The organism is Salipiger sp. ABF4_146, from assembly GCF_056161345.1.
Genome location: NZ_JBSWYX010000017.1, coordinates 64,378 through 78,933, shown reverse-complemented (window position 1 = coordinate 78,933; position 14,556 = coordinate 64,378). Strand labels below are relative to the sequence as shown.

Genomic DNA, 14,556 nt, shown 5'->3' with positions numbered 1-14,556 from the left:
TCGCCCGGCTCCGAACCGTTTGCCGTCAGGCGTAGTCCAGCGGCAGTTCGGTGCTCGACTTGATCGTCTCCATTGCGAACATCGACGAGACGTCATGGATCTCCACCTTGTCGATCAGCCGCTGGTAGACCCGGTCGTAGGTGGCGATGTCGGGCACCACCACGCGCAGCATGTAGTCGGTCTCGCCTGCCAGTCGAAAGATGTCGACGATCTCGGGAATGCTCTCGGCGGCTTTGACGAAGGCGCGCGCCCATTCGCGGCTGTGCTGGTTGGTGCGGATCGCCATGAACACCGAAACCCCGACGTTCAGCTTTTCCTCGTCGAGCAGCACCACCCGACGTTTGAAGTAGCCGCGTTCCTCGAGCTTGCGGATGCGGCGCCAGCAGGGGGTGGTGGTCAGGCCGATCTCGGCGGCGATCTCGGCCACCGCCATCTCGGAGTTGCGCTGCAGCAGCGAGAGGATTTTGCGGTCGTAGGTGTCTAGCATGGGATTGCGCCTGTCAGGTCGTTTTGCGCAATCCTATCCCAGTAATCGGCGCATTGGTAGCATCAGGCCCGCTGCGGCGGTTCGGCGATCAGCAGATCGCTGTCGGCGAAGGCCGCGCGCAGGTCCGACATGAAGCTGTGCAACAGCCCCGAGTACGGCACGCCCCGGCGGGTGAACATCACCGCCTTGACCTCGCAGGCGGGCAGGAAGGGTTTGCACACCAGCGCGTCGGAGCCATGGGTGGTGGCCGAATAGGGGTCGACCACGGTCACCCCGAGGTGCTGTGCCGCCAGCGCCGTGGCCGTGGCGCAATAGCGCACCTCGATGCGCGGGGAATATGTCGCGCCGACCTGCTCGTAGGCCTTACGCACCAGCTGTCCGAGGTTGGAGGCCATTTCCAGCCCGACCAGCGGTTCCGTCTGCAAATCCAGCGCGGTGATATGCGGCTTGGCGGCCAGCGGGCTGCCCTTGGGCACCAGCGCCACCATATGCGCCCGCTGCAGTACGTCGATGTTCACCGCCGCCTGCCGGTCATGGTCGATGGCGAGGCCGATGTCGGCCTGACCGCTCTGCACCGCGTCCCTGACCTGTTCGAGCCGCCGCACGTCGAAGGCGACCGAGACGTCGGGCCGCGCATCCAGAAACCGGCGCAGCGCGACCGGAGCCACGGAATATCCAAGCGGCGGCGTGGCGATGATCTTCAAACGGCCGGCCATGCCGAGCTTCATGTCGCGGGCCCGCTGCGAGAACCCGCGCATCAGGCTGAACACCGGGCGGATCTCGTCATAGAGCGATTTTGCCTCGGCGGTGGGCTGCAGGCGGCGGCCGGTGCGCTCGAAGAGCGTCAGGCCGAGTTGCGATTCCAGCTGCCGCAGCCCGGCAGAGACGGCGGGCTGCGAGATGCGCAACTGTTCCGCGGCCTCGACCGTGGTGGCGCAGCGCATCATCGCGGCGAAGATCTCGAGCAGGCGCAGCGAGACCTCCGGCAGCCCGTCGACGCTTGTCATTCAGGCGCTCCGACCAGACCAAGCGCCATGGCGGCGGCGGCCTGTACGGGATCGATCACCGCGATGCCGATGTCGCGTTCGAGCTTGGCGCGGATCGGCGCCATACCGGCGCAGCCCAGAACCACCGCGCCCGCGCCTTTCTCGGCCAGTTCGCGGCCAAGACGCACGCACATGCCATAGACCTCCGCGTCGCGCCCCGAAGCCTCGGCCGACACGCCGGGCAGCGCCAGTTCACCGGCAAGGCGGCTTTCGATGCCCATGGCGCGGATCTTTACCCGGTGACGTGCGATCGAGCCGGGCGCGAGCGCGATGATGCCAAAGAGATCGGCGCGCGCCATGGCGGTGAGAATGCCCGCTTCCTGCACGCCGATCACCGGCTGTTTCATCAGGCTACGGGTCAACTCGACGCCCGGGTCCGAGAAACAGGCCGAGACATAGGCGGCGGCATCGGGCCGCGCCTGCGCCGCCTCGGCAAATCCGAGCCCGGCGCGCGCCACGTCTTCGGCGGTCATGATCGTCGCCGGGGAGGCGGGCAGATCGGTGACCTCGAAGGCCGGGCCGCGCGCGGGGGCAAGATGCACGATGGCCTCGCGGATGCCTTGGGTGACGCTGGCCGACGAGTTGGGGTTGATGATGAGGATCGGGCCCATCAGCGCAGCACCGCGCCGAAGTTCTGTGCCGGGTCGAGCTCCTTGGCGGTATAGCCGGGCTTGCCACGCAGATCGACCGGCTGGCGGGCGACAAACTGTCCCTGACCTTCCTTGGCCTTCAGTTCGCCATGCTCGACGATCACCGCGCCGCGGTTCATGACGATCTCGGGCTTGCCGGTGATCTCCATGCCCTCGAACGGGGTGTAATCCATATTGTCGTGCTGGTCGGCCGCGGTGACGGTGACCCGCTCTTCGGGGTTCCAGATGGCGATATCGGCGTCCATGCCCGGCGCGATCCGGCCCTTGGTGGCGCAGCCAAAGGTCTTGGCGGCATTGGTAGACGACAGCGCCACGAACTGTTCCAGCGTGATCCGGCCCTTCACCACCCCTTCGGAGAAGAGGTAAGGCAGGCGCGCGGCGATGCCGGGCATGCCGTTGGCGATCTTGGGGTAGGGGATGTCCGAGCCGTTGACGAATTTGCCGGTCTCGTCAAAGCGATAGGGCGCGTGGTCGGAAGAGACGCTCTCAAAGGTGCCCTGCGCGATGTGGTGCCACAGCGCGTCTTGGGTCTGCGCGTCGCGCAGCGGCGGCGAGCAGATGTATTTCGCGCCTTCCATGCCGGGGCGGTCGAGATCGGAGCGGGTGAGCGCGAGATATTGCGGGCAGGTCTCGGCATAGAGCTTGGCGCCGTTGAATTTCTCGCGGCGGACGATCTCGGCGCCGCCCTCGGTGGAGACATGCACGATGAACAGCGGCGCATCCACCAGCTTGGCCAGTTGGATGGCGCGGTTGATCGCCTCCTGCTCGGCCAATTCGGGGCGCGAGACGGCGTGGTACTTGGGCGCGGTGAGGCCCTTGTCGGCCAGCCGCTTGTTCATCCATTTGACCATGTCGTTGTTCTCGGCATGGACCATGGTGATCGCGCCGTGCTCGCGCGCAACGGTCAGGATGTCGAGCATGCCGCCGTCGCCGAGGTTCATCAGGTCGTAGGTCATGAAGACCTTGAAGGAGGTGATGCCGCGGGCGAAGGCGCGGGGCAGCTGGTCTTCCAGCACCTCGGGTTTCGGGTCGGAGATGATGAGGTGGTAGGAGTAGTCGATCACCGAGCGCGCGGCGCGGGCATCATAGGTGGCGATGACGTCATCGACCGATTGGCCGCGCTGCTGCGCCGCGAAGGGGATGAACGACGAGTTGCCGCCAAAGGCCGCCGAGATCGAGCCCGAGAGGTAGTCGTCGGCGGTCATCACGCCCGAGGAGCTTTCCTGCGCGATATGGGCATGCGCCTCGATGCCGCCGGGCATGACGATGCGCCCGCCTGCGTCGATGCGGCGCTCGCCGCCCGCGAGGGTCTCGGCGACGGCCACGATGCGCCCGTCCTTGATGCCGATGTCGCCCTTGGCCGTGTAGTCGGCGGTGGCAATCATCCCGTCGTGGATCACCGTATCGAATTGCATCTGATCTCTCCTTCCGTGCCGCCGCTCGCGGTCTGTCCGTCTGTCCCCGCAGGGACGAGCGCCGGGACAGGGTCCCGGCGCGGATGTGTTATTCCGGCACTTTGACGCCGGTCTGCTCGGCGATCAGCCCGTAGTGCTCGATGCGGCGGTGCGCCGCGAAGTTGAACACGGTGGACTTGCCGAAGTCGCATTTGGCGAAGTCCGCCTCGTGCACGATCAGCTCGTCGCCTTCGCCTTCCGCCTTTGCCACGACAAAGCCGTCGGGGTCCACGATGATCGAGCCGGCGAACATGTGGTTGCCGTCTTCCATGCCGGATTTGGCCACCGCGACCGCGTAGGTCGAGTTCTGGTAGGCGCCGGCGCAGACCGACAGTTCGTGGTGATACATGCGCCGCTCGATACCCTCTTCCGCCGAAAGGTTGTTCTGCGACGGGGTGTTGTAGCCGATCGTGACCAACTGCACGCCCTGCAGACCGAGCACCCGCCAGCTTTCCGGCCAGCGGCGGTCGTTGCAGATCGCCATGCCCATGATCACGTCTTGGTTCTTGACCACGTTGAAGCCGGTGTCGCCGGGCAGGAAGTAGCGCTTTTCAAGGTGTTGGTGGGTGCGCTCGGGCTCGAACTCGGCGTGGCCGGGCAGGTGGGTCTTGCGGTACTTCAGCACGATCTCGCCCTCGGGGGAGACGATGATCGAGGTGTTGAAATGCTCGCCTTCCGGGGTCAGCTCGCAATAGCCGAAGGTGAAGCCCATGCCATATTCTTTGGCTTTGTCAAACAGCGGCTGCACGGCGGGGTTGGGCATCTGGCTTTCGAACCAATGGTCGAACTCGGCGCGGTCCTCGACGTAGAAACGCGGGAAGAAGGTGGTCAGCGTCATCTCGGGATAGACGAGGTATTTCACGCCCTTCTCGTTGGCCTGATCCATCAGCGCGACCATCCGGGCCACGACCTCTTCGCGGGTCTCGTCCTTCTGGATGCCGCCGATCTGGGCGCCGCCGATAATCATCTTCGTCATGGGTTTTTCCTTTCAGGGACGTTCAGTGCACCGCGAGTCCGCGCTGGTACCGCGAGATCAGGCGGACGAGCGGCCAGAGGATCGCGAGGTAGATCAGCGCAGCGAGGATCAGCGGCGAGGAGTTGTAGGTGACCGAGCGGGCCATATTGGCCGAGTAGAGCAGCTCGGAGAGGGAGACGACCGAGGCCAGCGAAGTCAGCTTCACCACCTCGACGGTGTTTGACAGCAGGTCGGGCAGCACGTTGCGCACGGCTTGCGGCAGGACGACATACACTTGTGTCTGCGCCTGGCTCAGCCCGGTGGCGCGCGCCGCTTCGGTCTGGCCCTTGGGCACCGACTGGATGCCCGCGCGGAACACCTCGGCGAAATAGGCCGAGTTGTTGAGGAAGAAGGCGATGACCACCGCGAAGAACGGGCTCAGTTCCAGCCCGGCGAAGGGCAGGCCCGAGTAAACGAAGATCAGCAGCACCAGCGGCGGGATCGCGCGGAACAGGTCGATGAAGCCCACCGCAGGCCACTTCAGCCAGCGCCGCGGCGACAGCGCGCCAAGCGCCAGCAGCAGCCCGCCGATCAGGCCGAGCCCGATGACCACCGCGCAAAGCTGCAGCGTGATGATCAGCCCCTTGAGCAGCAGCGGCCAAGCCTGCGCCATGATGTCGAGGTTGAAGAAGAGGTCGATGAAATTGCTCATGATGCGCCCCTTACACGGACCAGGCGTAGCGCTTCTCGAGGAGGCGCGAGAGGATAACCACCGGCAGGAAGATCGCCAGATAAGCGAGCGCTGCCATGGTCAGCGGCGTGGCCGAGCCCGAAAAGCTCTGCGCCGAGGAGGAGACGGCGAGGATTTCCTTCACCCCGATCACCGAGCCGAGCGCGGTCATCTTGGTGATCGCCAGCGCACGGTTGACCAGCGGCGGGATGCCAAGGCGGATGGCTTGCGGCAGGGCGATTTCGAACAGCGTTTGCGCAAAGCTCAGGCCGGTGGCCCGGCCAGCTTCCCACTGCCCCTTGGAGACGGCGGTGAGACCGGCCCAGAAAATCTCTTCGGCGAAGGCGGCAAGCACCCCGCCCAGCACCAAGATCAGCACCATGGGCCCCGAGAGGTTGATGCCGAGGCCGGGCAGGCCGAAGTAGACGATCAGGATCACCACCAGCGGCGGCAGGGCGCGGCCGATGTCGGCGAAAGCGACGATCGGCAGGGTCAGATACCACCGGCCCAAGGTGCGCAGGCACGCCAGTGCGAGGCCGAGCAGCAGCCCGACAACCACGATCACCGCGCTGAGCCACAGCGTGGTGACGATGGCCGAGGCGAGGTCCGGCAGGTATTGTGCCATGACCGCGCCGTTGAAGAAGGTCTCTAGGAATCTCATGCGGCGCTCGTCGGGTGCAGGCGGGACAGGAAGGCGCGCAGGCGGTCGGACTTGGGGTTGCCGAAGATCTCTTCGGGCGGGCCGGCTTCGACCACAACGCCGCCATCCATGAAGACGACGCGGTCGGCGGCCTCGCGGGCGAAATCCATCTCGTGGCTGACCACGACCATGGTCATGCCCTCGTCACGCAGCTGTTTCATCACCTTCAGGACCGAGCCCACCAGTTCAGGATCGAGCGCCGAGGTCGGCTCGTCGAACAGCATGACCTTGGGATCGAGCGCCAGCGCGCGGGCAATGGCGACGCGCTGCTGCTGGCCGCCCGACAGTTCGGTCGGCATGGCATCGGCCTTATGCGCCAGCCCGACGTGTTCGAGCATCTCCATGGCGCGGGCCTTGGCCTCGGGCTTGGAGCGTTTCAGCGCCTTGACCTGCGCCAGCATGACGTTGGCCAGCACCGATTTGTGCGGGTAGAGATGGAAGCCCTGAAACACCATGCCGATCTTCAGGCGCATCTTATCGAGCGCCCGGCCCTGACAGTCGGTCACGTGTTCGCCGTCGAGCAGGATGCTGCCCGAGGTCGGCTCTTCGAGCCGGTTGCAGCAGCGCAGCATGGTGGATTTGCCCGACCCGGAGGGGCCGATCACGAAGACCAGTTCGCCCGGCTTCACGCTCAGGTCGATGGAGGTCAGGACCTGCGTCTCGCCAAAGCTTTTCTCGAGTTGATTGACCTCGAGCATCGGTCGTTGGTGGACCTTGGCACTGGAGGTGGGGGTGGCTGCGTGCATAGCTAAACTCTCGATGATCGGGCGGGGCGGCATGCGCCCCGCCCGGCAATGTCAGAAGACGTCTCGGGGATCAGAGGTCGCAGGAGACGTCGTGTTCGGTGTCGTCGTACCCCTCGTAGCCCGGGGTGCCGTAGCCGGGGGTCGGGGTGACGATGGTGCTGCCCTCGGTCGGGGTCACGGCGAACCACTTCTCGGACAGTTCGGCCATGGTGCCGTTGGACTTCAGGCATTCCAGCACGGCGTCGATCTTGTCGCGGGTCTCGGTGTCGTCCTTGCGGAACGGGAAGGCCCAGACCAGACCGGTGCTGATCTCGTAGCTGAGGTCGATGCGCGGGTTCTGCTTGGCAGCCCAGGCCGAAACCGTGGCCCCGGCGAGGTTGGCATCGGCGCGGCCCGTGGCCACAGCCTCGACGGCGTCGGTGTTGGTGCCGTAGGCCACGACCTCCCAGCCGTATTCTTCAGCCTTCTCTTCGAGGTAGCTTTCGTAGTTCGAACCCTTGTTGACCGAGATCGTCTTGCCCTTGAAGTCTTCGAGGCTGGTCAGCTCGGGGCTGCCGGCGGGAACGGTGAAGGCAAAGTTGGTGTCCATGAAACCTTCGGTGAACAGCAGGTTCGCGGCGCGCTCTTCGCTGACGGTGGTGGGCGCGACGAGGAAGTCGTAGGTGCCGGCCTGCAGCGCCGGGATCAGCCCGGAGAACTGGGCGGCCACAACCTCGATCTCGGCGTCCAGCACCTCGCCGATGGCGGCGGCCAGATCGACGTTGAAGCCCTCGATGCCGCCCGAGAGGCTGGGCATGGCGTGCGGTGCGTAGGTGCCGTCAAGCGCGACCTTGTAGTCTTGGGCGAGCGCCGGCATCGCCAGTGCGGTCAGGGCTGCGGAAAAGAGAAAACCGGTACGTTTCATTGGGAGCTCCGTGTTGGTTTAGTGTGTTATTGGTGTCATCCGGGGAGGCGTCGGATGGGTTCAAAAAGACGACGGGCCCCGGGGAGAGCAATAGAAATGAAGATTATACTGATAGTATAATTATAAGATCGGATTATAGATAGTCACCGGCCTGACACATTTCTCTGGACGCCGGCAGAACGCCCGGCTTGCCTTAAGGCCTTGCTACACTGCGCATAATCGCATGCCGCTGCGGAACCCGCAGGCGCTTGGCTGTGGTCGTTTCGCGGAAGCGCCGGGACCGAGGGCGCGCAAGGCCGCCTCTTTACGATGCCTGCAAAATAGGCAATCCAATCGCCATCACGCGTCCGGACCCCCGTCCGGCGCCATCCCGGCAAGCGGAGTATTCCCGATGAAATCCCTCTTCCACCTCGCGATTCACGTCAAAGACCTCGACGAGACGCGCGCCTTCTACGGCGACGTTCTCGGCTGCGAGGAAGGCCGGTCGACCGACACTTGGGTCGATTTCGACTTTTTCGGCCACCAGCTTTCGATGCACCTCGGCGAGCCGTTCCCGGTGACCCGCACCGGCAAGGTCGGCGAGCACATGGTGATGATGCCGCACATGGGCGCGGTGCTGCGCCTCGACGACTGGAAGGCGCTGGCCGCCCGGCTCGAAGAGAAGGGCATCGCGTTCGACATCCCGCCGGTCATCCGCTTCGAGGGCGAGCCGGGCGAGCAGCGTACGATGTTCTTCTTCGATCCGTCGGGCAACCCGATCGAGATCAAGGGCTTCGCTGATTTCGACGGCCTCTTCGCCGCCTGATCGCTGGTCCTGCCCCAATGCAAAGCCCCCGGCCGCAACGCCGGGGGCTTTTTTGCGTTGAGCGGGGCGGCTTGATCCGGACGCTAGAGGTCTTTCAGCAGATCATAGGTGGCGGCGTTGCGGCGCTGGCCGTCGACGCCTGCGCGCAGCAGGCTGCGCTGCGTGGGGCTGAGATCGACGCTGGGTTGCCAGACCTCGGCGCGGCCCAGCCCCTTCACCCGCACGCCATTGGGCAGCACGCTTTCATACGAGAGGTGGTGGTGGCCATGCACGATCAGCCCGGCCCCCATGTCGCCCGCCAGCCGGTCGATGAAAGAAAACCCGTGGCGGTTGCAGCTTGGTGCCTCGTGGCTGACCAGCACGTCGGCGCGCTGCAGCCCAAGCTGAGCCACCGAGGACGGAAAGATCGTGCTGCGGTGACGCCGTGGCAGCCCGCCCTTGTAGAGCGCCGAGGCATGTGACCCGGCGATCATGTCTTCGGGGGAATGCAGCTGCGCCGGCCCGCGACCATCCCAGACCCGGCCCCGCACCACGCCGCCCAGACCGGCGATGGCGGTGCCCATGCCGGTGGCCTGCACGACCTTCCCGTCAAGCAGGTTGCCCGGCATCTCTTCGTGCAGCAGGTCGCAGATGGCGTCGGTTTCCGTGTCGTGGTTGCCCGAGATCGTCCACCAGCGGATGCCCCGCGCGCGCACCTCCTGCAAGGCGCGGCGGGCGGTTTCGACCTGTTCCGGCTCTTTTGCCGCGTCGGCCAGATCGCCAAGGATGATCACCTCCTTGGTTTCCGGCCCGAGCGCTTTCAGCAGCGGCTCCCAGCGGCCATGCGGATCGCCATAGAACAGCACACCTTCGAGCAGCAGCGCCCATTCGGACTGGTTGAGATCATGTTGCATGGCGGCATCCCTCGGCGGCGGTGGTGCAGCTAGACCATTTAGCCGCCGGGATTGCAAACCCAGCCGCGCGCGGGCGACCTCCTAGGGGGGCGCCGGGCGCGAAGCCATGCTCGCCCGACAGTTGCGTCGTGTCGGCTACGTGGCCGGCCCTTGGGTCAGTCGAAGGTGAGAAAGCCGGGGGCGTCCGAGAGGTTGGGGGCTTTGGTCAGCGCGGCGATGTCCGGCCTGCGCGGGGCGAGATCGGAGAGGCCTGCGATCACCGCTTCAAGCTCGGCCGCCACCGCCAGAACGCCCAGATCGTCGTGGCGCTTGCCGATGATCTGCAGGCCGAAGGGCATGCCATTGGCATCGTGGCCGCAAGGGATGGTGATGGAGGGATGGCCGGGGATGGTCGAGGCATAGGCCATGGCGAGCCAGTGGTAATAGCTCTTGGTCGGCACGCCGTCGATCTCGGTGGGATAAAGCTCGTGCCAGTCGCGCGGCGAGATGCAGACAGCCGGTGAGATCAGGTAGTCGGTGGTCTCGAAGAACGCCTGCCAATCGCGGTAGAAGCGCGCCTGCCCGAAGATCGCCTGCGCCACGTCCTCGGCCGAGTAGCTGCGCCCCTCGGCGACATTGTCGCGCACGTTGGGGCCGACCAGTTCGGGCTGCTCGTCGACCAGTTTCGCGTGCACACCAAGGAATTGCACGGCGCGCAGCACCGAGAAGATGCGGTCGGCATCGGTGCAATCGGGGGTGCTTTCCTCGACCTGCCCGAAGAACGGCGAGATCTGCGGAACGACCTTGCGGAAATGGTCGCGGATCAGGGTCTCGGTAGGGGCAAAGCCGAAATCCTCGGTCACCGCGATCTTCAGCGACGACAGGTCGCGGCGCGGCAGATCGGCGAAATCGGCGGCGGCCCACGGCGTCTTGCCGTCGATCACCGGGGTGAACGGATCGTTGCGGTCGGGGCGGGCGAGCACCGAGAGCATCAGCCCGCAATCGGCGACCGAGCGTGCCATTGGCCCGGAGGTCGGGAGCGGGATCAGCCCCGCCGCACGGGTGTTGCCGGGCACCACGCCGGGGCTGGGGCGATAGCCGACGATGCCGCAGAAGGCGGCAGGGTTGCGCAGGCTGCCGCCGGTGTCCGAGCCGGTGGCGAGCGGCGCATAGCCGCAGGCCAGCGCCACCGCAGAGCCGCCCGACGACCCGGCGCAGCTGCGGGTGATGTCGTGCGGGTTGGCGGTCACCCCGTAGACGCGGTTGCGGGTGTTGGCTCCGGCGCTCCATTCGGGGTTGTTGGTCTTGCCCATGGGAAAGCCGCCCGCCGCGCGCATGGCGGCGACGATGGCGTCGTCCTTGGTGGCGATATTGTCCTTGAACGCCTCGGACCCGAAGGTGGTGGGCAGGCCGGTGACGTCGATCATGTCCTTCACACCGAAGGGCAGCCCATGCAGGGCGCCCAACTCCTTGCCGGCGGTGACATCGGCCTCGGCCTGCTTCGCGGCCTTGCGCAGCCCATCGAAGTCGCGCGCGATCAGCGCGTTGACCGCGTGATCTACCGCTTCGACGCGGGCGATGCAGGCCTCGGCCAGTTCCACCGGCGAAAGCTGCTTGCGGGCGATCAGGCGGCGCGCCTCGATGGCACCAAGATCGGCGGGGTTGGTCATCACGGAGTTCCTTTCAGATCGAAGCGCGGGCCAAGCGCGCGGCCCTTGGCGACAAAACCTTGGTACTGGTCTGCGGGGACGAAGGCGCCGCCGGTGGTCCAGATCACATGCACCGCCCGCGCCGGATCGACGCCGGGCATGTGCTGCGCGCAAAAGGCGCGGCCTGCGGCGGTGTTCATCAGCATCTGCGGCCCGCCAAAGCCCGAGGCGGCGGAGGGTTCCAGCCGCAGCCCCTTGGTCTCGGCCAGCGCCAGCCAGCGGAAGAGATCGTTGTCGCCGACGGTAAAGACCCCGGCGAGGCGGCGCTGCATCCGCTCGGCCACCAGTTGCGACATGGTGGCCACGGCCATGCCGTCGGCTTCGGTGCGGTTGCTGAGGCCCAGTTCGTAGACCGAGGTTTCGCGACCCAGCCCTTCGCGCATCTGCACCAGCGCCGAGGGGGCCTGCACCGGCTCTACGAAGAACGGGTGCACATCCGCCCCAAAGACGCCGCGCGCGCCGTGCGCGATGCCACCCGGCGCGCCGCCGATGCCGCAGGGCAGGTACAGGATCAGCGGCCGCTCGGGGCCGATCGCGATGCCCTGCGTGGCCATTTGGTCCTTCAGTTCGGCGGCGGCGGCGCTGTAGCCCTTGAACAGCAGCAGCGAGTCTTCGTCGTCGACAAAATGCGTCAACGGATCGCGGGCGGCGATCTCGCGGGCGGCGGCGACGGCCTGCGAATAGTCCGTCTCATGCTGCACCACCTCGACGCCGAGGCTTTCCAGCCGCGCCACCTTCCACGGTTTGGCGTCATGCGACATATGCACCGTGGCGTTGTAGCCAAGCGCCCGCGCGGCGATGCCGACGCTGAGCCCGAGGTTGCCGGTGGAGCCAACGGCGATGCGGCGCGCGCCGAAGAAGGCGCGGGCCTCGTCGCCGGCAAGCTTCTCGATGTCCTCGCCATCATAGAGAAGCTCTGCACCGCGCGCCTGACTGACCGCGATGCTGAGCACCTCAAAGACGCCGCCACGCGCCTTGACCGAGCCCGCGACGGGCAGCGCGTGGTCGCCCTTGACCAGCAGCGGGCCAAAGCCGGGGGCATCATAGCCAAGCGCGGTGCGCAAATCGGTGATGTCGATCAGGTCCGACCGGATCACGCCGGCGGGCGCCAGTTCCGGCCAGAGCGCCGCCATCAGCGGGGCGAAACGGCCCCATGCCGCCTTGGCCCCCGCGACGTCGGCCATGGCCTGCGGGTCGGTCTGCGGGGCGTAGCTTGGATTGGTCCAAAGCACTGGCTCGGCGGCGCGCAGGCGCTGCAGGAGGGTCTCGTCGCTCATCCCATCAACGCCTTGCGCAGCATGTTCCCGGCCAGCACCAGCACGGTCAGCGCGAACACCAGCCGCAGCCTTGCGGGGCTGAGGCTATGCGCCAGTTTCACCCCGATCGGTACGGTCATCAGCGAGGTGACCATGATCAGCAGCACCGCCGGCAGGTTGACGTAGCCCACGGTGCCCGGCGGCTTGCCGGTGAGGCTCCAGCCGGTCAGCAGAAAGGCGATGAAGCCGGGGATCGAGATCAGCAGCCCGAAGCCCGGCGAGGTGCCCACCGCCCGGTGCGGTGGGACGTTGTAAGCGGTGAGCAGCGGCACGGTGAAACTGCCGCCGCCGATGCCCATGAGCGCCGAGAAAAAGCCGATGATACCGCTGTAGAGCGCGCTGAGCCCGCGACCGGGCAGCGTGTCCGACAGCCGCCAGCTTTTCTTGCCGAGCAGCATGTACAGCCCGAGGCAGACACCGATGATGCCGAACACCAGCTGCAACTGCTGCGAGCGCAGCACCGTGGCCGCGAGCACCCCCAGCACCGAGCCGACGGCGATGAACGGCCCCCATGTCTTGATCAGCTCGATGCTCACCGCGCCGCGCTTGTGGTGCGATGTGACCGAACGCAGCGAGGTGACTATGATCGTGCCGGTGGAGGTGGCAACGCAGATCTGCATCAGCTGATCGGGGGTGTAGCCCAGCCCGGTGAACACATAGAAGAACGCCGGCACAAGGATGATCCCGCCGCCGACGCCAAGCAGCCCCGAGATGACCCCGGCCACCGCTCCGGCGGCGGCAATGACCGCGAAAAGAACGAGGTATTCCATCGGTCAGTCCTTCGGCGCGCCCTGTTCGGCGATGTCAAGAAACAGCCCGGTCATGCCGATCAGCGCCTGCCGCGACAGCGATTTCAGGATGTGCTCATTGGGCGCGTGCTGGCTGCAGCCGGCGTAGGAGTGCGGCACCCAGATGGTGGGCAGGTCCAGCACCTCGGCAAAGCAGTCGTTGGGCAGCGAGCCACCAAGGTTGGGCAGCAGGTGCGGGCGCGCGCCGGTGCTTTGTTCCAGCGACGCCGAGGCGAAGCGCACCCAAGGGTGATCGGGATCGAGCCGGGTCGCGGGGAACGACCCGCTGTCGGCGGAAACGATCTCGACCTGCTCAAATCCCTGCGCGTCGAGATGGCGGCGCAGGGCGGGAATGATATCGTCCACATCGGTGCCGACGACGTAGCGCAGCTGGCAGGTGGCGCGGGCCCATCCGGCGATCGCGTTGACCGGCGCCTCGGGCACGCCCGCGACCATCGCCAGCACCGCAAAGCTGTTCCAGCCAAAGACGCGCTCGGACATGGTCAGGCTTTCCTCGCCCCAGTCGGGGTCGAGCGTGATGCCGGATTTGACCTGCGGCAGCGCCGAGAGCACTTCGCGGATGCGCGGGGTCAGACTGTCGGGGCGCCATTCCGGCACGTTGATCTGGCCCCGGCGGTCGGTGATGCAGGCCAGCGCATGCGCCAGGATGATCGCCGGGTCGGCCAGCAGGCCGCCGAAGTTGCCCGAGTGGTTGGCGCCCTCGCGCAGCTCGACCTTCAGATCGAACAGCGCCCCGCCGCGCGAGCCGGTGAAGATCGTCGGCGCATCGGGCGACAGGCGCGGCCCGTCCGAGGCGATCAGCACGTCGGCGGCGAGCAGGTCTGCATGCTGTTCGCAGAAGGTCTTGAGGCCGGGCGAGCCGTTCTCCTCGCCCATTTCGATCAGCACCTTGGCGTTGAACCCCAGCTTGCCCTGCGTCTCGATCAGCGCGGCCATGGCGCGCAGGTTGATCAGGTGCTGCACCTTGTTGTCCGCCGCGCCGCGCCCATAAAGACGGTCGCCGTCCTCGGTCAGAACGAAGGGTTCCAGCCCGTTGCGCCACTGGCCTTCCTGCGCCCGCACCACATCGCCGTGGCCGTAGGTAAGCACGGTGGGCAGGCTTTCGTTTTCGATGCGCTGGCCGACGAGCAGCGGGCCCGCGCCCTCTTGCGGGTTGTCGAAGATCTGGCAGGCAAAGCCCATCGCCTCCAGCATCGGCTGCATCGCCTCGGTGAGATAGGCCAGCAGATGCGGCGCGCCGCGCGGGTCTTGGCTTTCGGTCGGTCGGGCGACCAGCTCGGCCAGTTCGGTCGGGAAGGCGCCGCTGTCGAAATACTCGGTGATGGCGGCAAGGGCGGTGTCGCGGGGGGACATATTGATCTCTTTCTTGGTCG

Annotated in this window: 15 protein-coding genes; 1 reads left to right on the top strand and 14 read right to left on the bottom strand. The window is 66.4% G+C overall.

Features of this window, described 5'->3' with window-relative positions; all coding sequences use genetic code 11:
• Positions 1–25: 25 nt before the first annotated feature.
• The 9 genes from ACXAJT_RS20950 to ACXAJT_RS20910 all read right to left on the bottom strand — a co-directional run bounded on the left by ACXAJT_RS20950 (position 26) and on the right by ACXAJT_RS20910 (position 7,672).
• Complete coding sequence (locus tag ACXAJT_RS20950; protein ID WP_475238549.1) at positions 26–487, bottom strand: Lrp/AsnC family transcriptional regulator; 462 nt, start codon at positions 485–487, stop codon at positions 26–28.
• A 62-nt stretch (positions 488–549) separates the two neighbouring features.
• Positions 550–1,494, bottom strand: coding sequence for a LysR family transcriptional regulator (locus ACXAJT_RS20945; RefSeq protein ID WP_475238547.1), 945 nt, complete (start codon positions 1,492–1,494; stop codon positions 550–552).
• Complete coding sequence (locus ACXAJT_RS20940; protein WP_475238545.1) at positions 1,491–2,144, bottom strand: aspartate/glutamate racemase family protein; 654 nt, start codon at positions 2,142–2,144, stop codon at positions 1,491–1,493. The genes ACXAJT_RS20945 and ACXAJT_RS20940 overlap by 4 nt, the downstream gene beginning before the upstream one ends.
• Positions 2,144–3,598 (bottom strand): dihydropyrimidinase, encoded by a 1,455-nt coding sequence (gene hydA / locus ACXAJT_RS20935; RefSeq protein ID WP_475238542.1) that lies wholly within the window; start codon positions 3,596–3,598, stop codon positions 2,144–2,146. Before hydA ends, ACXAJT_RS20940 begins: the two co-directional genes overlap by 1 nt.
• Positions 3,599–3,686: 88 nt before the next feature.
• Entirely contained in the window at positions 3,687–4,613 is a 927-nt protein-coding gene (locus ACXAJT_RS20930) for an N-carbamoyl-D-amino-acid hydrolase (RefSeq protein WP_475238540.1), read from the bottom strand.
• A gap of 22 nt (positions 4,614–4,635) precedes the next feature.
• Positions 4,636–5,304 (bottom strand): amino acid ABC transporter permease, encoded by a 669-nt coding sequence (locus ACXAJT_RS20925; protein ID WP_475238537.1) that lies wholly within the window; start codon positions 5,302–5,304, stop codon positions 4,636–4,638.
• Positions 5,305–5,314: 10 nt separating this feature from the next.
• Positions 5,315–5,983: an amino acid ABC transporter permease gene (locus ACXAJT_RS20920; protein ID WP_475238534.1), complete on the bottom strand. Its 669-nt coding sequence runs from the start codon at positions 5,981–5,983 to the stop codon at positions 5,315–5,317.
• Positions 5,980–6,720, bottom strand: a complete 741-nt coding sequence (locus tag ACXAJT_RS20915; protein ID WP_475238621.1) for an amino acid ABC transporter ATP-binding protein — start codon at positions 6,718–6,720, stop codon at positions 5,980–5,982. The genes ACXAJT_RS20920 and ACXAJT_RS20915 overlap by 4 nt, the downstream gene beginning before the upstream one ends.
• A gap of 118 nt (positions 6,721–6,838) precedes the next feature.
• Entirely contained in the window at positions 6,839–7,672 is an 834-nt protein-coding gene (locus ACXAJT_RS20910; protein WP_475238532.1) for a transporter substrate-binding domain-containing protein, read from the bottom strand.
• 391 nt (positions 7,673–8,063) lie between these two features.
• Between ACXAJT_RS20910 and ACXAJT_RS20905 the strand changes: the two genes are divergently transcribed.
• A complete protein-coding gene (locus ACXAJT_RS20905) occupies positions 8,064–8,477 on the top strand; it encodes a VOC family protein (protein ID WP_475234984.1) in 414 nt (137 codons plus the stop codon).
• An 83-nt stretch (positions 8,478–8,560) separates the two neighbouring features.
• Here the strand turns inward: ACXAJT_RS20905 and ACXAJT_RS20900 are convergent, their stop codons facing one another.
• The 5 genes from ACXAJT_RS20900 to ACXAJT_RS20880 all read right to left on the bottom strand — a co-directional run bounded on the left by ACXAJT_RS20900 (position 8,561) and on the right by ACXAJT_RS20880 (position 14,536).
• Entirely contained in the window at positions 8,561–9,370 is an 810-nt protein-coding gene (locus ACXAJT_RS20900; RefSeq protein ID WP_475238529.1) for a metallophosphoesterase family protein, read from the bottom strand.
• 155 nt (positions 9,371–9,525) lie between these two features.
• Positions 9,526–11,019 (bottom strand): amidase, encoded by a 1,494-nt coding sequence (locus tag ACXAJT_RS20895; protein WP_475238525.1) that lies wholly within the window; start codon positions 11,017–11,019, stop codon positions 9,526–9,528.
• The gene (locus ACXAJT_RS20890) at positions 11,019–12,335 is read right to left on the bottom strand and encodes a D-serine ammonia-lyase (RefSeq protein ID WP_475238523.1); all 1,317 of its coding nucleotides are present in this window, start codon (positions 12,333–12,335) and stop codon (positions 11,019–11,021) included. The genes ACXAJT_RS20895 and ACXAJT_RS20890 overlap by 1 nt, the downstream gene beginning before the upstream one ends.
• A complete protein-coding gene (locus ACXAJT_RS20885) occupies positions 12,332–13,144 on the bottom strand; it encodes a sulfite exporter TauE/SafE family protein (RefSeq protein WP_475238520.1) in 813 nt (270 codons plus the stop codon). The genes ACXAJT_RS20890 and ACXAJT_RS20885 overlap by 4 nt, the downstream gene beginning before the upstream one ends.
• Positions 13,145–13,147: 3 nt before the next feature.
• Positions 13,148–14,536, bottom strand: a complete 1,389-nt coding sequence (locus tag ACXAJT_RS20880; protein WP_475238518.1) for a M20 family metallopeptidase — start codon at positions 14,534–14,536, stop codon at positions 13,148–13,150.
• Positions 14,537–14,556: the final 20 nt, after the last annotated feature.